The sequence below is a fragment of the Haloarcula japonica DSM 6131 genome (genome assembly GCF_000336635.1).
GTDB lineage: Archaea > Halobacteriota > Halobacteria > Halobacteriales > Haloarculaceae > Haloarcula > Haloarcula japonica.
In genome coordinates this window covers 82,885-104,744 of sequence record NZ_AOLY01000042.1, presented here as the reverse complement: position 1 = coordinate 104,744, position 21,860 = coordinate 82,885, and the positions used below count along the sequence as shown (strand labels likewise).

Genomic DNA, 21,860 nt, shown 5'->3' with positions numbered 1-21,860 from the left:
CGATTCCACAGTTTTCCCGAGGGATACGTAGTTTGGTATACACAGACGCTTCCTCTGATGGACTACATTGTTGCACCAGCACTAGGTTTATACCGCTTGACGGACTTCTTTCCACCATGAGCCTCGAAGAGACAGTTGACTACCTCGCCGAGGAACTCGACCTCGAGCGAAGTGAACACGTTCGCGAGGTCGGACAGTCGGTCGCCGAGCTTCGCGACTGATCAGAACATTTCTCTGAAGTCCCGTTCGACCAGTCCGTTCTCCAGATACGTGAGGAACTCTTGTTTCGTTGGTCCTTGACGGTCAAGTAGATCGTCCCGTCCTGCTCGTTCGAGAACTGCCTGCGCGAAGTCCGTACAGTGAGATTCGTGCTGCCCAGCATACTCTGTGAGGGCTTCTCTCCAGTGCATATCCAGCTCGAACTCGGCTAATCGGATTTGGATCCCGTCTTTCCGTTCGACGACGTCGACGTCCAAGTCTTCGAGTTGCTTGAAACGGAGGTTGTTCCGGCGGACAGTAATGAGCCGTTTGGAATCGACGATATAGGGATCGACCCACTCTCGCCAGGAATCGTCGTCGACGTGCGTTCGTGGCATCTCAAAATCCGGGTCCACACTCTCAATACAGAACTGCAGCATCGCGATGCCAGTTCGATGATTCGCATTCGGGAGGGAATGTCGGAGGATCAAATTCGACATCACCTCTCCAGCGACGGTCGGAAGCGGTGCTTCCCAGGAGACGTGATCGAGTGCCTGCTGGATCTTTTGTGGTTCGAACTCCTTGTAGAGCCGGAACTCATCCTCATCTCGAACTTCGACCGCGGCTTCGAGCAACTCTACTAATCGGAATGCGACAACCTGCCCAGCACGGGGGAGGTCACGAATACGATCGCTCAGCCATTCCTGATCAAAGTCGATATCTTGCGCTGATTCGATCTCTGAATCGCCTTCATAGAGCACATAGACCGGAGCTTCGAAGGGGTACCCGATGAGCTTTGTCGACTCGTCGGATTGCTCTTGCTGAGACCGGATCTCTGCTACCGATGCCGAGCTATATTTGAGTGAGAAATTCTCGGCCTGTGGGTGATGATAGAAGACGAGCCGAGCCATCTCAATGCGTATTCGTGGGAAGTGGGTAAAGCAGTCCCGCTTTGATATTGAGTTCTACTCGCCTGGTTCTACGACGTAGTGGGTGCGTTCACGTCCTCTAAATACTGGCTTTCCCACTCACGTCGCGCCTCGATCTCCCGCACTCCGCGTTGTGTGACCGTGTACACGTTCGTCCGTTTGTCGAGTTCACCTTTCTCCAGGAGGCCTTTGCCGACGAGGTCGTCGAGGTTTGGATAGAGCCGCCCATGATTGATCTCTTGTTCGTAGTAGTCGTCGAGTTCGGCCTTTACTGCGAGCCCGTGTGGTTCCTCGAGCCCGGCGATAACGTACAAGACGTCCCGCTGGAACCCGGTTAGATCGTGCATCCGTCTGCTCCCTATTTTTGAGGGATGGCATATGTTCTCTCTGGTACTCAGAAGCAGAGCTTCGGATCGAGGATATCTACCAGTACACTCGTCTCCAAACAGCGCTTAATACCCATGCCTCTGTATCACCGGTAATGGCGCTTCGGCCGAGGTCGCCGTTGAGGTTCCATGGCTGTGCTCGGTCAGCTGTCAGCCGGTGGTAATCAATTGTGTCTTCATCTCAATCCTCATCTTCCACGTGCGCGCTTTGTGGTAGGGCTGTCCCTGACGATAGAGTCGTGGGTGAGAACGACACCGTCTTCTGCTGTGATGGATGTCGAAACGTCCATCGAGTACTCGGTGGCGATGGAGTCCACAGTCGGATGGACCCGACAGACGACCCCATGCGCGAGTCCGGTGCTGGGGCGGGCGAACGCGATGCGGATACCCCTCGATTAGGGTCTGAGGAACGAGCTTTCTTTCAGGTCGACGGGATGCACTGTGCGACGTGTGAAGCATTTCTTGAATCAGTCGCCGAGGACTGCGAGGGTGTTGTAGACGTGGCAGCAAGCTACGTCACCGAGACGGTTCGTATCACATACGACCCTGATCGCGTCTCGAAGGAAACTCTCTGTGATACCCTGAGTACACTCGGCTATTCGGCAACCCTCCGTGCTGGAGGGAGCGATGACACACCGACTATAATCGGACAGTCGCGCCGGTCGGACGAGCCGAATGAACGAGGGATTGACGAGGTGCTGGGATTCCGTTACGCTGCTGGCGTCATTTTCGGGACGTTCATGCTCCTCCCATATGCGGTCCTCCTCTATCCGGCGCAGCTCTCGTCGTTCTTTGGTGAGGGGACGCTCGATATGTACGCGAGTACGTCCGGGATCGGCGGTGGAGATGGCCTGTTGATCCTCCCGCTCTTTCTCGTTCTGACGGGTGTCGTCCTCGTGTTTACCGGCCTGCCGCTGTTACAGGGTGCGTATGTCAGTCTGAAGATGCGACAGCCGAATACGGACTTTCTCGTCGCGATCACCGTGGTGAGCGCCTACGTGTACAGCACGATTGCCTTTCTCCTCGGTCGACTCGACGTTTTCTACGACCTCACGATCGTGGTTGCCGCGAGTGTGGTGGCCGCCATCTTCTACGAATCACTGAGCAAGCAGCGAGCGATGGATCGCCTGACGAATCTCACTATCTCCCACGTCACCGAAGCCAGGCGGTATGGCGCCGATGGGACGACGATGGTCGACGTACACAGTCTGGAACCCGGGGAACGGGTTCTCGTCCGTGAGGGCGAACGCATCCCAGTCGATGGTGTTCTCGCTGAGAGTGAGTGCACGGTCGATGAAGCGATCGTGACGGGCGAGTCGCTCCCGGTATCGAAACAAGCTGGGGACGAGGTCGTCGGCGGGGCGGTCGTCACAAATGGGGCTGCTGTCCTCACGGTGAGCGATGGGACAACCAGTAGTATCGATCGCCTCGTCACCTCTGTCTGGAATCTCCAGAGTGGGGATCACGGTGTCCAGCGGCAGGCCGATAAGCTCGCGTCAGTCATCATCCCGGTCGTCGTCGGTGGGGCGGTACTCGCTGGATTGGGGTCGCTTCTGGTGGGGACTGGTATTCCCGTCGCCGTCCTGACGGCGCTGGTAGTTCTCTTAGTGGGATGTCCGTGGGCACTTGGCCTGGCAACCCCGCTCTCGGTGGCAACCAGTATCGAACAAGCGGTAGAGCGGGGCATCGTCATCTTCGACGAGACAGTCTTCGAGCGCCTTCGGAACGTCGACGTCGTCGTCTTCGACAAAACAGGGACTCTCACGACCGGCCAGATGGATGTCCTCGAGGTGGATGCACCGTCGGATCTCCTTGAAACCGTCGCGGCCCTCGAACAGCGAGCATCCCACCCAGCGGCCGACGCAATCGTGAATACGTTTGCACAAAGGAATCAGGAGGGCGATCGCTCAAGAGCCGATGGGGGGGTTGCCGATGGCAGTGACCACGAGTACGCAGCGGACATCACCGAATTCACGAGCCACGCGACCGGCGTCGAAGGAGTCGTCGAGGACACGCGCGTTCTCGTCGGGAATCTCGATCTCTTCGCGGAACTTGGGTGGTCGGTGAGCGAGCAGATCGAGACGCGTGCCGCAGAGGCACGAACGGCCGGTCACCTTCCGGTCGTCGTCGGTCGTGACGGTCATGCAGAGGGCGTCGTCGTCGTGGGGGACGAACCACGGGCAGGTTGGGATGACACACTCACGCAGCTGAATGACCGTGATATCGAGATCGTTGTTCTGACCGGTGATGACGAGGCTGCTACTGACTTTCTCGACAGTCATCCTGCCGTCGATCACGTGTTTGCGGGGGTCCCGCCGGCAGGCAAGACCGCGACGATCCGGCGGTTACAGTCCCGGGGACAGGTTACAATGGTTGGTGATGGAACGAACGATGCACCGGCTCTTGCGACCGCAGACCTGGGAATCTCGCTCGGTGGTGGAACGGCACTCGCGTCCGATGCCGCGGATATTTCTATCGTCGATGATGACCTCGCGGCGGTGGAGACGACGTTCGATCTCGCAGATGCAGCTCGTCGGCGTGTCAAACAGAACAACGGGCTAGCGCTGCTCTATAATGGGGTCACGATGCCACTCGCAGCGACGGGGTTGCTGAATCCGGTGTTCGCGATGGGTGCGGTCGTGGCGACCGGCGGTCTCCTCGCAGCGAATTCGTTTCGAGACCTGCTTCACGAGTAGCGGCACCAACCCAGCGAAGCGGCAGATACCTGCTGTAACCGGGTGAAGACGATTCCTATCGCTTCATTCGAGCAATTCAAAGGCACCGAGCCCCGCGTACCCGACCGCAAAGCCCGCAACGATGATGCCTCCGGAGAGGACTTGGTAGAACGGCGTCGACGGGAGGAAGCCGGTTGCGAAGGTGCCGACAACGATCAGTACCGCTGCCAGTTCCAAAAACACGTACTGACGACGTTTTCCCCTCATATATTGAGGCATTTGTCCCCCTAGGTACCGTGAGATCACAGTAGATACCTTACCTCAGTCCGCCGGGATGATGGCAGCCGATTGATCGGGCTGTCGGGCTGCTTGGACCGAGTAGATTAGGCTCCCCGTGAAGAGGACGAAGCTTCCAACGATGAATACTGCACTGAGCGGCGAGGCCGAATCGACGAACACCCAGTAGAGAGGGGCGGCAATCGATGGCCCGGCAGCAAGTACCGCGATCTTCGCGACGAGTGGCCCACAGCATCCACAGGTACACGTCCCGACGATTGCAGCGCTTCCGGCGGTCCCTTCGGTCATGCCGGCTCGTTCCTCGACGCGCCAGTGACGGGCGATGAGAGCGGCGTTTAACCCGATGAGTGCGCTTAGCATCCCGACGACGATGACCTGGCCGGGTGACAGGGCTAGGAAGAACGGGATATGTATGAACGGGAGATGCGGAATCGCGATTTCGAGCGTCGGCCACGATACTAGCTGATAGATTGCGGGTAGAACGACGACCGTCACCTCTTCGGGGAAGCCCTCCTCGGGGAAAAACGAGAGGTATCCTGTTATAGAGACGAAAAAGAGTGCTAACACGACACCGACGCCGATGCCGAAGCGACGCGCAACCGGATCACGCATGACTGCGCGAATGACACTCCCTGCGTCCTTCCAGACAACGTAGCCGACTAGAATTGGTGTTCCGAGGACGATTGCGTACCCAAGTGGGTGTGTATCACTTGCCAGTCCAGGAATGAGGTAGGGGTACGAGATCCACAATCCCATGAGGATGCCGAGGAACGTGTATCGTGGGCGGGATGGCCAGCGGAGCCACCCAACGATGAAGCTCGCGACCATGATGCCCAAGCCACTCAGTAGGGCCAACGGCTGATACCACGACCGGGGGAACGGCATCGAACTCGCAGTATATGTCGGATCTGGGGAGAGCCCTTCGAAGAGAATTGCTCCGAGTGCCGTGATGGAGATCCCGACAAATACGCCGTAAAGGGCGGTTGTTGAGGTGATGCGATCGGTCCGTTTGAGAAGGATGAAGCCGCCGAGAATAACGGCACCAACGAAAGCAAGAAGTACACCGTGTCCTTGCGAGAGTCCACCGCTTCCGGTTGTACCGTGGGCGGACGCGACGGGAACCTGAGTGAGCGTAACAATTGCGGCAAGAAGTACAGAGAGTGGCCGAACAGACCCGATTCGAGTGGTCTGTCCACGGGAGGGATCTCCACGTGGGTGACGCTCTTCCGGTGACATTATTCTGTCTTGGACAGAGAGGCACTTCTACCTGACTGATTTACCTCTGATATCCTGGGCTTGACTGTCGTTAGATCCTGCTGGCTGTGGAAATATCCCCCTCCGAAAGTACGATCGGCACGGTGAATTCACTCGCCGTCCAGAAATACGAGGAACTGTATATGCTTGAAGAACCAGACCGGAAGAACGGCTCCAACCCCTGCAGCGAGTAGGAGACTATTCGATGCTGTCCACACGATCTGTCCAAGTACGGTGCCAATAATCAAGACGCCGTTGTATGCAATCGCATTCACCGCTAAATCGCCTCTTGACTCAGCCCGGAGCCATTTGATGAGACTGGGCCTGATTGCTGACGTCCGGCCGGATACTACTGCGATGAGAAGTCCGAGTAGGCCGGATACAAACCAGCCGAGTACAGCCGGTGGCCAGTTGTATACAACCGTTGCGGTGGCAAGAACAATCAGACACGGACTGGTGATTGTACCGATCTCTACGGAGGCATAGCGGGTCAAAATGTGTTCCTCAGTCCCTTGTTGTGCGGTAGCCATCTGTGAGGGTTATGGGTAGGGCAGTGGATCAGATCGGGGATGCTCCGTCGAGGATTTGAACCTCGGTCCTCGACGTGAGATGCCGAGATGGTTGGCCGAGCTACACCAACGGAGCAGCTTCAACTTGGAGCTTCAGTACTTCAGGTCTGGTCGGTGTCCTATTCAGTGGGAATCCGCCGTTTCCCCTTATGTTGGGGTCTTTGATAATGTGGTATGGAGCGTCGACAGGTTCTCAAGACAGCCGGAATTCTCGCAACAGGTGGCGTAACTGGTCTCGCTGGATGCAGTAGTTCGGGGAACGGAGACGGTGGCGGTGAGCCGACCACGACTGAAACGCAGGAGACAGCTGGTGGGTCTGGAGACTCGAATACTGTTATGATGGTCACTGACGGGAGCGAGTATTATTTCGATCCCATTGGTCTGTTCATCGAATCCGGGGAAACTGTGACATTCGAAATCCAGAGCGGCAGTCACTCGGCAACCGCCTACAAAGAGGGAACGAGCTCAGCATCAGTTACCCGGATTCCCGAAAGCGCAGAAACGTTCAATAGCGAAACGCTGAGTGAACAGGGCGCAACGTTCGAGCACACGTTCGAGACCACGGGGACGTACGATTACTTCTGTATCCCGCACAAGACTCTGGGGATGGTCGGTCGGATCGTCGTTGGCGAACCCGGCGGTCCCGCGGAGGGGAGTATGCCGCCGGACGGAGACGTCCCCGAAAGCCAGACCATCGTTGATCAAGGCAGCGTCTCGTACAGCTCGTTCTCCGGGTAGGCGGCCGCGTATACTGCGAGCTGTGCGCTCCGGAATCGCTTGTACACCATATGGCCGACATTGACTGTGCTTCGGACCGACAGTATGGAGACATACGCTGTCGATGACACTCGCACAAGGCCCGTGGCCGACATACACGGATGCTGCCCTCGATAGTGTTCTACGAGAACGACGTGAGGTTGAGCGCGAATGTCAAGCCTTCCAACGGTTTCGCCAGCGTATCCAGACCGTCGACACACAGACTCCTCGGTTCGAACGGTCCGTTGTTGGAGTGGATCAGAACCTTACATCCGAAGAGAAGTCGGTCCGTAATACCATCGAGCCGTGGTATCATGATACTGTGATGGCGGTCGACCACTACGGCGACGTGTACGGTGATTCGTTCGAGGCGAGCCTCAGTGCCGAATTCGGGGCCGATGTGTTGCTCCTGATCTCAGAAGCGACTACGTTCTCACCGCTCATCAAACAACGGCTCCTCGAGGCCGCACAGCAGTGTATTGACAACCGCCGAGTCTTTCTGGAGAGCCTCCAGGATGAATTCACTACCCTCAAAGACGTGCAATCTACAGTTCAAGAGATTCGAGAGGCGATAGCAGAACTTGATTCTACGAAATTACAGGGGAACTCAGATATTGAACTAACCGACCGATACGAGACGCTTCATACGTTGAATGATGAATGTAAGAGTTGGATCCAGCAACGGCAGGAGGAAATCCACGCTCATCGAATCGATCGGTCGGCAGACGTGGATGCCTACACTGACCTCTGTTCATATCTCTATGAGGGTCTGGAGGTTGATTATCCGGTATTGGCGACGTTTGTCGATATCTTGGAGATCATCTCCCAATATGAGTAGTCCTCTCTTTTACCTCCTACTCTGTCTTGACGTCGTCCTATGGCTGAACAGTAGTTGCTGATTTGGCTGCGATTAGTGCTGGCAAACTCAGCGATGGAATCGAGGAACTCCGTGCACCGGGTGCACGGCTTTCAGAATCGGCGTGAGTGGGCGTCGAACATGTTAGATAATCGACTCCGGCAATGACTGTGAAAGGGTGGGCTTCCGCTCGCACCGTGTCAATACCGGCTTCCAGCAAATCTACTTTGTTAACGGTTTTGTCTATCCGGTCACAACTGTACATATGGAATTCGACTTTGTGCGCTCGGTGGCCCCCCTTGTCGTAATTGTCGCCGTCGCGGCGATTGCGCTCACGACCGTGATGACCTCCTCGACGGTCTTTATGATGGTTCTGCCCTCGATGATTATCTTCTCGGTCATCGCGTTCTTCCTGGGAATGAAACATGGCGAGTTCCGCGCCAGTGCATAATAGGCCGACCCAGTAGCCGGAATCCGCTGTGTTGCGGTCCATGCTAGCCCCCAGCTGTGTTGATTCAGATTATTTCGATGACCGGTTCGCAGTCCTAGCGACGGCTGTTTTAGCGGGGTGATGTCGAACCAACAGGAGTCCACCTGGGTTGGGTAACCCCTATCGTTCAGTTAGATCCTGTCCTGGTCGTGGTGTAGAGGGTCTCTACGTGGAGTAGCCAGCGTACTCCATAAGTTGGTTGAAAATGTCAGTATCCATGACGGACCGATAGACCACGCCGGTGAGCATCCCGCCGGGATAGAACGTGCCGTTCATCACGTGGTTGACCTTGTGGCAGTGCATCAGGTAGATGCCGGGGTCTGCATCGGCAGTAAATTCGATCGTGTGTCGTTCAGCGGGGGCGACGTTCGTGACGTCCATGTCGTGGCGGGCAGCCTCTGGAATCGTCCCGCCGTCCTTTTCGACACGCTGGAAGCGGTGGTTATGGATATGCATCGGGTGCGACATGTATCCACCGTTGACGAGGTGGATGCGAACTGAGTCGCCCTCGTCGACGATGATCGGTGAGCCTTCTTCGGGGTGCAGCGTTCGGGGTGCGCTCTTCCCGTTGACGGTGAACACGTCCGGATTGCGACTGGCCGAATTGTATGTGAAGTCCGCCTCACCGGCCCACTTCCGCGGAACCCGCGAATCCCAGTCCTTGATCGTCATGAAGTATTCGCGGTCCGCCGGTTCGTAGCCTTCGGGATCAACTCGGTAGATCCCGTACATGCCCATGTCGATATGCCGGTGGGTCTGGAAGTGGCAATGGTAGAAATGCGTTCCAGGGACGTTAGCGGGAATCTCGTAGGTGTGTGTCTCCCCTGGCGGGACCTGAATCCCGGTCGTCGTCGGGACGCCGTCGTTCTCCCACGTCTTGCGAATTCCGTGGAAGTGAATCGTGTGGGGACGTCGGCCATCGGTGTTGTCGAGTGTCACCTCCATCGCGTTACCCTCGGTCGTTCTGAGAATTGGGCCTGGGACGCTGGGGTCGTTGTCGTCGGCCTGGAACGCCCAGACGCGTGGGAATTCGACGGGCCCACCCATTGTATCGAGCGGGTGGACGGCGTGGCGGGCCTGTTGAGTCCGCATCGTCACTCCACCACCCTGCTCGTCGACGTTGACGACTGTTGGAGGGCTGGTGTAGGGGAGATTAGGCGAGTCAGTTTGTGTCTGCGTGGCCGTATCGCTCGTTGCTGCTGGCTCGTTAGCTCCGCCCGCCGAACAGCCTGCTAACGAAGCGATACCCGTCGCGCCAGTTGCCGCGAGAAACTCACGCCGGGACAGTCCGGTTCCGGGTGCGCCGAAACGTGTGGTCATGATACACTCGGCATTTTGGTTGGCCTAAACATAGGGCGACTGCGGTGTCCCAATTCACGGGACAGTGCGTGGATATGTTCGGCAAAAGGCGAATGGAGATGGCGGCTTTTTATTTATACTTGTTCGCCGTTAGGAGTCTGAAATTGAGACGACAAAGTGGTCAGATTTTTAGAGTCCGCCCGTCGCCGTCAGATAGGCCCCTGCAAACTGCACCGCGTTATACGTCCCGTGAATCACAGCCGGCACTGTGAGGTTGTCCGTATACTCGTACGCTGCTCCCAGTACTAAGGCCAGGACGAATGCGATACCGATGTACACCAGTTTGCCTTCCCCTGACAACGAGAAGAGATGGATCGATGCGAACAGAGCGCTTGCGAGGATGATTGCACGAGCCGGATGGAGACTTTCACGGAGGGTGCCCTGTACGAGGCCCCGGAACAACAGCTCTTCTCCCGGGCCGACTAACAGGAATTGAAGGGGGATCAGAAGAAGGAATACACTCGGATTTTGTCGCCCGACCTCGACGATCTGATTCTGAGCCGAGTTCAGACCGAGGGCTGTGATTACTGAGGACGCCACAAAGAGCAACCCCAGGATCGCTATACTCCCGCCAACAATCACTGCTCCATCACGCTTGTCAGGTGAACGAACTGGAACGAATCCCAATCCGAGATCACGGCCTTTGAGATAAAGGATGGCGATGCCCCCAAACGTCACTCCTTGGAGGAAGAACGTGCTCACAACCAGTCTGAGGGCTGGGCGCGACGCGAGGTCGACTCCGAACAACCCGACTACCGTCGCGACGGCAAGGATTACGATAGCCCCCGCGACGTATGATCCATACGTGAGACCAATCGCCGAGGCGACAGACCGGAAACGAGATATCGACGACATTAATCAGATGTGAGCGTAGGGCTCCACCCTACAAGCTGGCTTCGATAGGTCGATTCCGGCGCTATTCATTCCAAGACATCCCGCGGTAGTGATTTTGTTCATAGCTGACGTTCAGGTTCGACGAGGTTGGATCCAGCGAGGACTGTAATTATCACGAGCACGAACGCGATGAGTGAGAGATTCGGAATTGTAAGTCCGAGCACCGGAGCCTGCCACTGGACAACTGCACAGGGGCCAGCAAAGGTGCATGAGGCCGTCGTTGCTTGGAGTACGGAGTGATATCCCGCGATTGAAGCTCCCACCACGGATAGTGGCACGACTGTTCGCCAGATTGTGTTGTGGCTCTCGAGGGCGGCAACGCCGAGAACGACGACAAGCGGATACATGAGGATACGTTGGTACCAGCAGAGGGTACACGGAACGAGACCGAGGCCGAGACTGAACCAGAGGCTTCCCAGGGTTGCAATCGCCGCGACGCCTGCCCCGCCTGCAAGCCAGAATCGTCCGTCGGACATCCATGACTCAGTTTGATCCAGCTGCATCTTCGATCAGCTGTCTTACTCGCTCTTCGTTTCCGAGTGGATTGACCGTCATGCCATCGATGAGGAGCGTGGGTGTGGCATCGACACCGACATCGCTCGCAGCCCTGTCAGTCGCCCGCAGCGCGTCGTCATACTGATTTTCTTGGATGGCCGTGCGGACCGACGCTGTCTCGGAGACGCCTGCGGCCTGAGCAAACTCGACCAATCTCTCGGCGGTCGCCCACTGGTCGCTCTCGGGTGGTTGATTCCCGAACACGTATTCGTGAAACGCCCAGTATGAGGCTGGGTCGGTGTTCCAGACGGCTAATCCGGCCTGACCGGCTGCCGGTGCATCGGGGCCCAAAAATGGGTCGCCACCGATATATGCCAGATTGCGGAACTCGAGCGCAATTGTTCCTGGTTCCACGTAGTCCGTCACGAGTTGTGAAAGCATCTCCGTACTGAACTGGGCGCAGTACGGACACTTCCAGCTCCCGAAGTATGTGACCATGACATCGGCATCAGCAGACCCCATCGTCGCATAGCGGAAGTCTCCAGGCGAGTCGGGAATCGGGGCAGTGGTAACGGCACCCGTATCACCTCCAGCAGTCGCGCCGTCATCCGGCTCAGTGCTCGTATTGTTAGAGAGAGCGGTGGCGCCGATCACGAGACCGGCAGTGGCGGCACCACCACCGCCGAGGAGAAGCTGTCGGCGGGTTAGTCCTCCGACAGCAGCTCCAACACCTCCCTCGGAGAGCCGCTCTGAGAACGTGAGTGAATCAACGGCTGTCTCAGCCCGTTTGTAATCCACACCTGAGAGGTCGTCGGGGTGCGCGACGAGCCAGTGTCTGTAGAGCTGCTCGTCAGTCTCGTCACCGAGTTGTTCGCCACAATAATGGCAGGCGCTGTGAACGTTCCATGTGTGGTCACGCGCTGCTCCAGCTGTTTCGAATTGATCTGTACAGATCGGGCAGGTATGGGCAGTCATTCGTGATCACTACTCCAAGTGTAGATTTCATAGGCTCCGTGTTCTGCTCTCATAGTGAGCTGAATCGTCGGTATCTGTGGCATTGTGTTATACGCAAGGGGTCATCAGCGGCGGAGATATGCGACGAGGCAGGTCGTCAGGAGACAGAGGAGAATGAGAATTGCCACGCCCAGATGCGTCGTCACGATGGTCGGTTGGAGATCTTCCGTGACGGTCAATCCTCCGAGGATAACCTGTAACGGAAGGAGGACGAGAGCGGCCGTGGCCGACCATTTGACAATCGGGGTATTACGGTGTGTCACCCACGCTCCAAGGGTCGTGCCGACGATCAGAACCCCGGCCGTCATCGCCAGTCCACGGTGAGCCCACTCAGCGAAGATTTGGAGTGCAGAGTATGGCGAGTTAGCAATGATCTCGGGTTGAAGGAAGGGGACCCACGTCCCGTAGCAGGTCGGCCAATCGGGACAGGAAAGTCCAGCACCGATTGCACTGGTGTAGGCTCCAAGAAGCATCACAATATACGTCACTAGTAGCGTCAAACTGGCGATATGCCTGTACTCGACCGGAATCCTTGAAATCGCGGTTCGTATATCGTGCCTGCGGAGTCGGGCTTGAGACATAATATTGGGTAGGGACGTTGACTTGCGGTGTGACGAGTTGATGTCTTGGAGACAAAGTGTTAAGCCGGATTCCCAGCGAGTGGGACACCGCCTGCTATTCATTGAGGAGCCGTCTCATGATACTGTTAAGAAGACACACGGTTTGTAGGGAAAACCCCTATATGCCAATAGTATGATGGCTCAAGAACATACCCAGGAACGGTCAATAGATGAACGCGACCGCGAGGTGAAGTCTGCCAACGACAACATCTGTCCCGAGTGTCAGGGTCATATTACACGGACTAGCGACAGCGGTGAGGCGACCTGCGAAAGCTGTGGGTTGGTTTTTGAAGATAATCCAATCGACCACGGTCCTGAGTGGCGTGCGTTCACTTCAGAGGAACGCGATGAAAAGAGTCGGGTCGGGGCTCCGACGACGCAGCTGATGCACGATAAGGGTCTGAGTACGACTATCGGCTGGCAGGACAAGGATGCCTACGGACAGGCTGTCTCTGGTCGCAAACGTGCTCAATTACAGCGCCTCCGGACGTGGGACGAGCGGTTCCGTACGAAGGATGCTCACGAGCGGAATCTCAAGCAAGCGCTCGGGGAGATCAGCCGCATGGCGTCCGCTCTGGGACTTCCTGAATCGGTTCGGGAAACTGCAGGCGTCCTGTACCGGCGTGCTGTGGAGCAGAACCTGCTCCCCGGTCGCTCGATCGAGGGTATGTCGACGGCGTCGTTGTATGCGGCTGCTCGACAGCACGGAATGCCACGGCCGCTGACGGAGTTCGCCGATGTCAGCCGTGTCGAGAAAATCCGGATCCAGCGAGCGTACCGATATCTGTCCCGAGAACTTGGGCTGGAGATCGAGCCGGAGGATCCCATGCAATATATTCCACAATTCGCGTCATCGCTCGACGTGAGCGACGAAGCAGAACGGCGCTCTCGAGAACTGCTTGAGGTAGCTACAGATAATGCCGTCCACAGTGGAAAGAGTCCAGCCGGGTTGGCGGCTGCCGCTCTGTATGCTGCGACCCACCTCACGAACGAACAGCTCACACAGGAGACGGTGAGTGAGGTCGCCCACGTCAGTCGAGTCACGATCCGAAATCGATACCAAGAGCTTCTCGAGGTGTACGCGCAGTATGACTGACCGGATAGCCCCTGCCGGGCGAAATCCAGCTACTGAGTGGGTCATGATACGATATTTACCATGAGCGAGTTCTCAATACAGACCGAGGTCGAGATATTGGAGCTGCTCGTTGATGAGTCACCGTGCCATGTGATGGAGATCACTAACGCCGTCGATGGACACCCGATCACCATTGACCAAACGTGTGCTCACCTCCATAGTGAGGGCTGTATTGTTCCACTGGGGAGGGGTCTCTACGAGATCACAGACGCAGGCGAACAACGACTCGAAATTCAGCACGATTCATAATTGTGTCACCATGTCTCCCCTCTTTCGATGGATCGACCGTCATGACTCTGGAACCACGATCCCGACTGAGTTCGTGGGACCAATGGGATGCCTCTCCAGCAATCGGACACCATATCCCGAGGACCACGTATTATCGAATAATGGGAGATGATTCAGTGTCGTCCGAGGACACTCCGGAGGTACAGGATGTCCTTGATGCGCTGGATGATCCCGCGTGTCGGGCTATTCTCCAGGAAACTATCGAACCAATGACTGCGAACGAACTCCTCGACGCATGTGACATCCCCAAGTCGACGCTGTATCGAAAATTAGAACTCCTCAGTTCCGCTTCCCTCGTTCGAGAACAGGAGACGATCAACCCCGGAGGTGGACGGGTTACCTACTACGAGCGGTCGTTCGAGGACGTCACGATCTCTATGGACGACACAGGTACGTTTTCGGTGAGCGTCGATCGGCCGCCGAAATCTACAGACGAACGGCTTGCAGATATCTGGTCGATGATGGGGGACGAAGTATGAACGGCGTCATCACGGCGATTGCAGTCGTCAAGTTCGTAATCCTGCTTCTCGGTGGCGGGATTACCTATATTGCATTTAAAGCCTATCGACGTACGGGTGCGGATTCGCTACGTGTCCTTGGTGTCGGGTTCGGTATCATCACACTCGGGGCAATTCTAACTGGCGTGGCCAACCAGTTCTTTTCTGTCGGATTGGCCCTCGGCGTGCTCATCAACAGCCTGTTCGTCGCCCTTGGCCTCGCGGTCATCATGTACTCGCTGTATATCCAGAAATGAACCCCGTTCCGAATGTTGCCGTTCCTGATCTCCGTCGGGGTAGCTACCTAATCCTTTTCGGCGTTGTTCTGTTCGTTCTCACGCTTGTTAGCAGTGCAATGCTCGCCCCTGCGATTGGGACGGCTTCGGAGACAGACCAGACGTCCCGAACCTTGGTCGGGTCTCAGGGGGGTGGCCCAGGCTGGCACGAATACGGCAGCGTCTATCTTCTCAACGGGACGAACACTACCTGGCGTGAATCGAGTGCTGATAGCTATTTTGACGTCACACAAACGGAGAACGGAACAGTGTTAGCCGGGTTCATGGACAGCGGGTACGCTTCGTGCGGACCGTACGAGTCTCCCTGTACCCGAACGGGATTCCGAGTCATTGACCCCGGGAAAGACCTGCAGGTGGTTTCGGAGTATAGCTTCCCGGTGCGAACGAACAAGAACAGCGAAGTCCACGATGTCGAACGACTCGAATCGGGAGAATACTTGGTCACCGATATGGAGTACGAGCGTATCTTTACTGTCAAGAACGGCGAAGTCACGTGGCAGTGGAATGCGAGTTCGTTCTACGACGCCCCACAAGATCCGACGACGACCGACTGGCTGCACATCAACGACGTGGACGTCATCGGCTCTGGGCGCTATCTCGTCTCAGTACGGAATGCCAACCAGCTACTCGTTATCGAGCGCGGCGAGGGCGTCGTTGAGGTTATCAATGAGGATACGACCGATTCGAACGATGCCAATTGCCGGAAATCCGGCCAGTTGAACGACTATGACAATGATGGCGATATTCGATGCGGTGACCCCGACGTGCTCAACCACCAGCACAACCCCCAGTGGCTCGGGGATGGTGCCGTCCTCGTTGCCGACAGCGAGAACGACCGAGTCGTGGAACTGCATCGAACGGAGGGCGGTAAATGGGAGCCAGCGTGGGCTCTTGATCGGGCAGCGGGTGTCGAGCTCGATTGGCCCCGGGATGCGGATCGCCTCCCGAACGGAAACACGCTTATCACCGACACGCTCAACCGGCGACTCGTAGAGGTCGACGAATCCGGGACTGTCGTCTGGAGCGTTCGAACAGAGCGTATCCCATACGAAGCCGACCGACTGCCCTACGGTGAGTCTGTCGGAGCCCCGAAGTACACGACTAACGGAAGCAGCGTCGACAGCCCTGACGCCGGCGTGCCGGTTCTCTCACTACTGCTGGTCGGGCTTCGGGCAGTCGTTCCGTCAACGCCATTCTGGTTCCGGGAACCACAACTTGGACTGACGCTTGTCTCTACACTCCTCATTGTCGTCGGCGGAGTTGATCGTATTCGTAACTAAATTTCCTCTCGAAGCCAGTCGAGAGCTCGCTCGCGTTTCTTGATGTCGAAATATCGCATTTCGTTGGGGGCGACTGGCCAGATCGGTCGGATTGCATACCACCAGTCGAACAGGAGTTTTGCCCATCGTGTATCGCCGACTGCGGCGTACCGGTCGATATCGAACTCAGGGCCGTACCGGAGATCGGGAACCACCCCGTGGAGGTGTGTGAGAAACGCCCTGAACGTCCAGTTCGGAACTTCCTCGTACACGTGGATGTACCCGTGCTTATCGCTCTTTTCGACGAGGAGTGAGTACAGCTCTTGATAGCCTGTTCGCGTGCCCTTCCCGACGCGAATCGCAATGAGGTTCTCGTTCGTCTCGTCCAACACCTCGAACATTTGATCGGGTGCTGTGTGGGACATCGTTAGTGGGAGTGATTCGTCGTACCGACAGGGTCAGTATCGGGATCGGTACGCCCGACGAGCTCCACGGTTGCGTGGTCGATTCCTCGATTCGTGAGATAGTCGTGAACCCGTGACTGGATTCTCCGTTGCTCCTCGAGTGTGGTCGACGTATCTGTCAGTCGGACGGTTGCGACGGTGAGTTGACTACAGACTTGCCAGACGTGGAGATCCTCAATCTGGTCGACGCCATCGAGTGTCGTCAATTCATCCCGGAGTTCTTCGGACGACACCGGGCTCCGTTCCAACAGGATCGAGGTGCTTTCCCGGAGGACGTTCCCGGCCGACGCGAGCACCAGCAGCCCAATGAGTACGGCCGCCACAGGGTCTGCGATGGGGAGATCGAACACTGCGACGGCGGCGGTCGAGACGATTACCGCAACAGAGCCACCGGCGTCACCGAGCAGGTGGTAGAACGCCCCGCGCTCGTTGAGACTCATCTCACCACCCTGCAACACGTACACGGAGCCGATGTTTACCAGCAGGCCACCCGTAGCGATGATCAGCGTCAACTCGGGATTGATCGCCACTGGCTCAAGGAACCGCTGGTAGGACTCCCAGACGATGTATCCGACCATTGGAAGGAGCAAGACGCCGTTCAGGAAGGCCGCAACCGGCTCCAGTCGGTGGAGACCGTACGACCACGCCTCGCCACCCTCGAACCGTTCGGCGGTGTAGCTCGCGCCGAACGCCATCGCGTACGCCAGCATATCGAACAGCATGTGGAGTGCGTCGCTGATAAGCGCGACCGACCCGAACAGGAGTCCACCAGCCAGTTCGATGACGAATCCAAAGAAATTGACGACCGCGACGAGCGCAAGCCGACGCGTACTGCCACTTGATTTAGACGGGAGGTTGTGCTCTGCGGTCTCCTCATCAGTATGCTCGTGAAGGGTCATAAGTTCACATTAGAGGGGGTTCTATTTCGAATCTGAGGATTCCGGTTGTTCCTGGGTAGATTCCTGGGCCCCGTCTTCACTCGTCACCATCGAATCCTGCGCCGTTGATTCAGTGCTATCCGAAGAGGTAATCTCCTCATCGGCTCCCTCCGGTTCTGGTTTGGACCGCTCCGATTCTTCGGAGAGTGATGTATCTTGGGCGGAGGAGCCCGCGAAATCGAGCGGACGAAGCCAGATGAACCAAACCACAAATACGGTTGTGCCATAGCCGACGATCCACACGAGGTCAGCAACTGCAGAGAGGTTCGCCTGTTCGAAGGTGTATACCAACAAACCGGGCCCGATGAGCCCAATGAGCACAACGAGGACGGCAAACTGCGGAGACGAGAGTCCGAACGGGTATCGTTGCTGATCTGCCTCCGTATGGGATGTTGCGTTTCCCTCATTCTCTGCACCCATCTTACCCCTCCGAAGCGCTGGTTTCGGTGTCTGTCTCCGGCGTGATTCGAGAGAGTCGCATCGCGTTCCCGGTGACGGCCGTCGTCATTCCGGCATCGCCAGCGAGGACGGCGAGCCAGATCGGGACGTATCCGAACGGGACTGCGACTGCCAGCCCGGCTTTGACAGCGAGACTCGACCAGATGTTCTGTCGGATGACCCCGTTCGCATCGTGTGCGAGTTCGTAGAGGTACGGGAGCTTTGCGAGGTCATCACCCATCAAGGCGATGTCGGCGGTCTCCAATGCGGTATCAGTCCCGGCAGCCCCCATCGCCACGCCGACTGTGGCGGTGGCGAGCGCCGGTGCGTCGTTGATGCCGTCACCGACCATCGCAACGCCGTCGTACTCCTCGACGAGCTCCTCGATCGCCGTCACCTTGTCCTCGGGGAGTAATTCGGCCTGGTACTCGTCGACGCCGACCTGTTCGGCGATCGCGCGGGCAGTCCGCTCATTGTCACCCGTCAGCATCACCGTTCGGGAGACGCCGAGTTGCTTGAGTCGCGTCACTGTTCGCTTCGCTTCGGGTCGGATCTCGTCGGCGACTGCGATGACGCCTTCGAGTTCGTCTTCGGTTCCAACGAGGACAACGGTCTTCCCTTCTGCTTGGAGTTCGGGAACGGTCTCGTCGAGAAGGTCGAGGCAGTTGTTCCGGTCGCATATCTGCCGAGCTGTCTGGGTGACGACACCGCCGTCAGTGGTCGCGTGGACGTGTGATAGGTCGAATCCCAGCTCCTCGAACAGCCCCGGCTTGCCAGCGAAGTGGGGCGTCCCGTCGAGGTCGGCCCGGACGCCCTTGCCGGTGATGCTCTCGAAATCATCGATCTCGCGCTCGGCGACTCCCATGCTGCCGGCCTCAGCGACGATCGCCTCGCCGATGGGATGTTCGCTCCGTTGTTCGAGCCCGCGGGCACACCGGAGGACGTCTTCCTCCGAATTTTCGTTTAATGGAACGACGTCAGTGACGGTGAGCTCACCTTTCGTGAGCGTCCCCGTTTTGTCGAAGGCGACGACGTCGACGGCCCCCATCGCTTCGAGGTGGTTGCCGCCCTTGATCAGGACGCCGTTCTTCGCGGCGCTCGTAATTCCCGACACGACGGACACGGGTGTCGAGATGACGAACGCACACGGGCAGGCCAGTACCAGTAACGTCAACCCGTAGACGACGGCCGTGGGCCAGGTCGTGCCGAGAACGTACGGGCTTCCCACCGTCGTCAAAATGGCGAAGGCAACGACGACTGGCGTGTAGTACGTTGAGAAGCGTTCGACGAATTGCTCGCGCTCGGTCTTGTTCGACTGGGCATCCTCGACCATCTCCACGATTCGCGAGAGCGTGTTATCACCGGCTTCAGAGGTAACCTCTACCTCAAGATAGCCCTCTTCGTTGATCGTGCCGGCGTATACCTCATCTCCCATCGTCTTGTCGACGGGTACGCTTTCGCCTGTGATGGGTGCCTGATTGACGGCGCTTTCACCGTCGACGACGGTTCCGTCCATCGGGATCTTCTCCCCCGGTTTGACGACGACCACGTCGCCGACAGCGACCTCGTCGACAGGAACTGTCTCCGTGGTATCGTCCCGTTTGACGGTTGCCTCATCCGGTGAGAGGTCCATCAACTCCCGGAGCGAGTTCCGAGCGCGATCCATCGAGTACCGCTCCAGCAGCTCGGCGATACTGAACAGGAACGCGAGGGTGGCCGCCTCGAAGTAGAGCGCCTCACCGAAGGCGAGGCTCGCAACGAGTGCTCCGAGGATAGCCACCGACATCAGGAAGTCGATATCGAGGTTCAGATTCCGAGCGGAGTAGTAGCCGTTGCGGAAGATCTCCTGACCACCGGACGCGACGGCAACGAGGAACAGTACGTCGGCGACGAGCAGCTCCGTTCCGAGAAGGCTTGCAAGCTGTACATTCTGCCCGGTCAGGAAGAACTCGAAGAGCAAGCCGAGAGCGACGAATCCACCGCTGATCCACGTCTTGAGTGCTCGTGGACTCGTCCAGATGCTCTCGCGTTCCTCAGTCGGGTCCTGCCGTCCTGATTCGTCGCTCGACGTGTCTGTAACCTTGTACCCGGCACGTTCGATAGCGCCGATGATATCGGCTTCTCCAGTCCTCGAAGAATCGTACGTGACGACGACGGTTCCGGTCGTCGGCTGGGTTTCGAATGTTGTAATTCCCTCGACCCTCTCGAGAGCGTTCTCGATTTTGCCAGCACACGACGGGCAATCCATTTCCGGAACCGTGAATTTCGAGGACACTTCGCCGGTGTCCTCCACGGTGTACCCGGCCTTTTCGACCCGATTAGCAATCGCGGTGGCACTCGTTTGTTCGCCGTCGTATGAAACGGTCAGCGTCCCTTTCGTCACTTGCGGGTCGACGCTGCGGATTCCGTCCAGTTTTTCGACGCTGTTCTCTACCTTTCCTGCACAGGATGGACAATCCATCTCCGGGACCGCGAATTGTGCAACGTCCCCTTGGTCTATGGGTGGAGAAACGTCGTCGACGCCCTGTTCTGTGTGTTGGGCGTGTTCGTGATCACTGTGGTCGTGGTCATGCGTGTGACTATGCTCGTGGGACCCTTCTTCGTGTTCGTGGGCGCGATCCGGTGGCTCACCACTCCTGTTGTGGGAATCGTCGTCGGGGGAGGTCATCACTCTCCCCTAGCCACTACACATTTATTAAATCGACTGCTATAAAACACCCATTTTCTGCCAATACCTAATAAATACTTTGCCCTATATTATTAACTCGGCCGTTGTCTCATCTCAAATGCAGACCTAAGTATGGTTTGCTCGATACTCACCGTGTTTGACCTCGAGGAAGAGCGTAAAGACTCCAAACACGACGAGGCCGACGCTCACCATCATGACTGTACTTTTGCTCGTCGGACTCATCATCGTCCCACCAATTATGAGGGTGAGCAGGACCCCGAACGCGATTACCGTTTTCGTGTTATCGAATTCCATCGATAGTTTGTTACTGAAACTCAATCAGATGTTGTTTCCGACGTCTCTGCTGTCGATACCGTTGCGCGGGTCTTCCTTCGAACGAAGCCTACCCAGACAAGTGCACCAACGAGACACAGGATACCAGCGATCGCAATCGATTGACCGCGGATTGTCGTCCCGGTCTGGTTCTGTGTGATCAGCAAGATACCGATGCCGAAGAGGACGAATCCTTGAACACCTGCTGCTTTCGCTGGTTCAGTAATATACTCCGCCTCTGTGAGAATGCCAGCAACAGATCCGACGAACAACAACAGTCCCGCAACAGAGACAGGACGAAGGCCGAGAACGACACCGACCTCCGAGAGAGCAAATCCAATAGCGACAAAGAGTGGCCATGGACTCGCTCCCGTGAAGGTTGAATCCGTGTCTTCGGAATCGCTCATTATCTCGAGTTGAGCTTCACGATATAATAAATCGGCTGTTATTGATACCCCTATAGTTAATAGAAAATGGCTGTAATTCAGCCGTTAGTTAATATTGGTGCGGTATAACCTCACAGTCTGAAGCTGGTAATACTGCTTAGTCCCGATTCTCCGCGCTATCCCATCTTACGGTCAAATGGTTTTATAGAGACGCTCTGCCTACTCTTTTTTATGTGCATCTACTGCGACGCCTACGAAGAAGAGCGAGAAACGGAGAGTCAGTCTCCAGTCGAAGACAACCACTCTGAACAAAAGACTACTTCCACGCTGTCAAAGGGAGCGTTTGGACAACTTCGTTCTTCGCTA

Annotated in this window: 25 protein-coding genes and 1 tRNA gene; 9 read left to right on the top strand and 17 right to left on the bottom strand. The window is 57.0% G+C overall.

The window, feature by feature from the left end:
* Positions 1-221 precede the first annotated feature (221 nt).
* Both C444_RS18505 and C444_RS18500 read right to left on the bottom strand, forming a co-directional pair.
* Complete coding sequence (locus C444_RS18505; RefSeq protein ID WP_004594580.1) at positions 222-1,109, bottom strand: hypothetical protein; 888 nt, start codon at positions 1,107-1,109, stop codon at positions 222-224.
* Between the two features lie 68 nt (positions 1,110-1,177).
* Positions 1,178-1,474 (bottom strand): PadR family transcriptional regulator, encoded by a 297-nt coding sequence (locus C444_RS18500; RefSeq protein ID WP_004594579.1) that lies wholly within the window; start codon positions 1,472-1,474, stop codon positions 1,178-1,180.
* Between the two features lie 362 nt (positions 1,475-1,836).
* On the opposite strand from C444_RS18500, the gene C444_RS18495 reads away from it, so the two are divergent.
* Complete coding sequence (locus tag C444_RS18495; protein WP_004594578.1) at positions 1,837-4,209, top strand: heavy metal translocating P-type ATPase; 2,373 nt, start codon at positions 1,837-1,839, stop codon at positions 4,207-4,209.
* Between the two features lie 63 nt (positions 4,210-4,272).
* Here C444_RS18495 and C444_RS18490 read toward each other — a convergent pair whose 3' ends face one another.
* The 4 genes from C444_RS18490 to C444_RS18475 form a co-directional block, all read right to left on the bottom strand.
* Positions 4,273-4,455, bottom strand: a complete 183-nt coding sequence (locus tag C444_RS18490) for a hypothetical protein (protein ID WP_225935282.1) — start codon at positions 4,453-4,455, stop codon at positions 4,273-4,275.
* Between the two features lie 54 nt (positions 4,456-4,509).
* Positions 4,510-5,370: a hypothetical protein gene (locus tag C444_RS18485; RefSeq protein ID WP_152420832.1), complete on the bottom strand. Its 861-nt coding sequence runs from the start codon at positions 5,368-5,370 to the stop codon at positions 4,510-4,512.
* Positions 5,371-5,849: 479 nt separating this feature from the next.
* Positions 5,850-6,269, bottom strand: a complete 420-nt coding sequence (locus C444_RS18480) for a hypothetical protein (RefSeq protein WP_004594575.1) — start codon at positions 6,267-6,269, stop codon at positions 5,850-5,852.
* 40 nt (positions 6,270-6,309) lie between these two features.
* A tRNA-Glu gene (locus C444_RS18475) sits at positions 6,310-6,384 on the bottom strand.
* 98 nt (positions 6,385-6,482) lie between these two features.
* On the opposite strand from C444_RS18475, the gene C444_RS18470 reads away from it, so the two are divergent.
* From C444_RS18470 to C444_RS18455, 3 genes are all read left to right on the top strand, one after another.
* Entirely contained in the window at positions 6,483-7,046 is a 564-nt protein-coding gene (locus C444_RS18470) for a plastocyanin/azurin family copper-binding protein (protein ID WP_011222427.1), read from the top strand.
* Between the two features lie 103 nt (positions 7,047-7,149).
* A complete protein-coding gene (locus tag C444_RS18460; protein WP_011222428.1) occupies positions 7,150-7,902 on the top strand; it encodes a DUF7260 family protein in 753 nt (250 codons plus the stop codon).
* A 283-nt stretch (positions 7,903-8,185) separates the two neighbouring features.
* The gene (locus C444_RS18455) at positions 8,186-8,371 is read left to right on the top strand and encodes a DUF7333 family protein (RefSeq protein ID WP_011222429.1); all 186 of its coding nucleotides are present in this window, start codon (positions 8,186-8,188) and stop codon (positions 8,369-8,371) included.
* Positions 8,372-8,575: 204 nt separating this feature from the next.
* Here the strand turns inward: C444_RS18455 and C444_RS18450 are convergent, their stop codons facing one another.
* From C444_RS18450 to C444_RS18430, 5 genes are all read right to left on the bottom strand, one after another.
* Positions 8,576-9,730, bottom strand: coding sequence for a multicopper oxidase domain-containing protein (locus C444_RS18450; protein WP_004594571.1), 1,155 nt, complete (start codon positions 9,728-9,730; stop codon positions 8,576-8,578).
* Positions 9,731-9,898: 168 nt separating this feature from the next.
* A complete protein-coding gene (locus C444_RS18445; protein WP_004594570.1) occupies positions 9,899-10,624 on the bottom strand; it encodes a CPBP family intramembrane glutamic endopeptidase in 726 nt (241 codons plus the stop codon).
* A 98-nt stretch (positions 10,625-10,722) separates the two neighbouring features.
* The gene (locus C444_RS18440) at positions 10,723-11,139 is read right to left on the bottom strand and encodes a disulfide bond formation protein B (protein ID WP_049909643.1); all 417 of its coding nucleotides are present in this window, start codon (positions 11,137-11,139) and stop codon (positions 10,723-10,725) included.
* A 7-nt stretch (positions 11,140-11,146) separates the two neighbouring features.
* A complete protein-coding gene (locus C444_RS18435) occupies positions 11,147-12,133 on the bottom strand; it encodes a thioredoxin domain-containing protein (RefSeq protein WP_004594568.1) in 987 nt (328 codons plus the stop codon).
* A 104-nt stretch (positions 12,134-12,237) separates the two neighbouring features.
* Complete coding sequence (locus C444_RS18430) at positions 12,238-12,753, bottom strand: COX15/CtaA family protein (protein ID WP_004594567.1); 516 nt, start codon at positions 12,751-12,753, stop codon at positions 12,238-12,240.
* 172 nt (positions 12,754-12,925) lie between these two features.
* Here C444_RS18430 and C444_RS18425 point away from each other — a divergent pair, with 172 nt between their 5' ends.
* The 5 genes from C444_RS18425 to C444_RS18405 all read left to right on the top strand — a co-directional run bounded on the left by C444_RS18425 (position 12,926) and on the right by C444_RS18405 (position 16,288).
* Positions 12,926-13,888: a transcription initiation factor IIB gene (locus tag C444_RS18425; RefSeq protein ID WP_004594566.1), complete on the top strand. Its 963-nt coding sequence runs from the start codon at positions 12,926-12,928 to the stop codon at positions 13,886-13,888.
* A 60-nt stretch (positions 13,889-13,948) separates the two neighbouring features.
* A complete protein-coding gene (locus C444_RS18420) occupies positions 13,949-14,176 on the top strand; it encodes a hypothetical protein (RefSeq protein ID WP_004594565.1) in 228 nt (75 codons plus the stop codon).
* Between the two features lie 140 nt (positions 14,177-14,316).
* Positions 14,317-14,694, top strand: coding sequence for a winged helix-turn-helix domain-containing protein (locus tag C444_RS18415; RefSeq protein WP_004594564.1), 378 nt, complete (start codon positions 14,317-14,319; stop codon positions 14,692-14,694).
* Positions 14,691-14,969: a DUF7521 family protein gene (locus tag C444_RS18410; RefSeq protein ID WP_004594563.1), complete on the top strand. Its 279-nt coding sequence runs from the start codon at positions 14,691-14,693 to the stop codon at positions 14,967-14,969. Before C444_RS18415 ends, C444_RS18410 begins: the two co-directional genes overlap by 4 nt.
* A complete protein-coding gene (locus tag C444_RS18405) occupies positions 14,966-16,288 on the top strand; it encodes an arylsulfotransferase family protein (RefSeq protein WP_004594562.1) in 1,323 nt (440 codons plus the stop codon). The genes C444_RS18410 and C444_RS18405 overlap by 4 nt, the downstream gene beginning before the upstream one ends.
* Here C444_RS18405 and C444_RS18400 read toward each other — a convergent pair.
* The 6 genes from C444_RS18400 to C444_RS18375 all read right to left on the bottom strand — a co-directional run bounded on the left by C444_RS18400 (position 16,285) and on the right by C444_RS18375 (position 21,515).
* A complete protein-coding gene (locus C444_RS18400) occupies positions 16,285-16,692 on the bottom strand; it encodes a SpoIIAA family protein (protein ID WP_011222432.1) in 408 nt (135 codons plus the stop codon). The genes C444_RS18405 and C444_RS18400 overlap by 4 nt on opposite strands.
* 2 nt (positions 16,693-16,694) lie before the next feature.
* Complete coding sequence (locus C444_RS18395) at positions 16,695-17,630, bottom strand: cation diffusion facilitator family transporter (RefSeq protein ID WP_004594560.1); 936 nt, start codon at positions 17,628-17,630, stop codon at positions 16,695-16,697.
* A 21-nt stretch (positions 17,631-17,651) separates the two neighbouring features.
* The gene (locus C444_RS18390; RefSeq protein ID WP_004594559.1) at positions 17,652-18,089 is read right to left on the bottom strand and encodes a hypothetical protein; all 438 of its coding nucleotides are present in this window, start codon (positions 18,087-18,089) and stop codon (positions 17,652-17,654) included.
* A gap of 1 nt (position 18,090) precedes the next feature.
* Complete coding sequence (locus C444_RS18385) at positions 18,091-20,775, bottom strand: heavy metal translocating P-type ATPase (protein WP_004594558.1); 2,685 nt, start codon at positions 20,773-20,775, stop codon at positions 18,091-18,093.
* 126 nt (positions 20,776-20,901) lie between these two features.
* Positions 20,902-21,090, bottom strand: a complete 189-nt coding sequence (locus C444_RS18380; protein ID WP_004594557.1) for a DUF7333 family protein — start codon at positions 21,088-21,090, stop codon at positions 20,902-20,904.
* Between the two features lie 20 nt (positions 21,091-21,110).
* Entirely contained in the window at positions 21,111-21,515 is a 405-nt protein-coding gene (locus C444_RS18375) for a DUF7541 family protein (RefSeq protein ID WP_004594556.1), read from the bottom strand.
* Between the last annotated feature and the right edge of the window lie 345 nt (positions 21,516-21,860).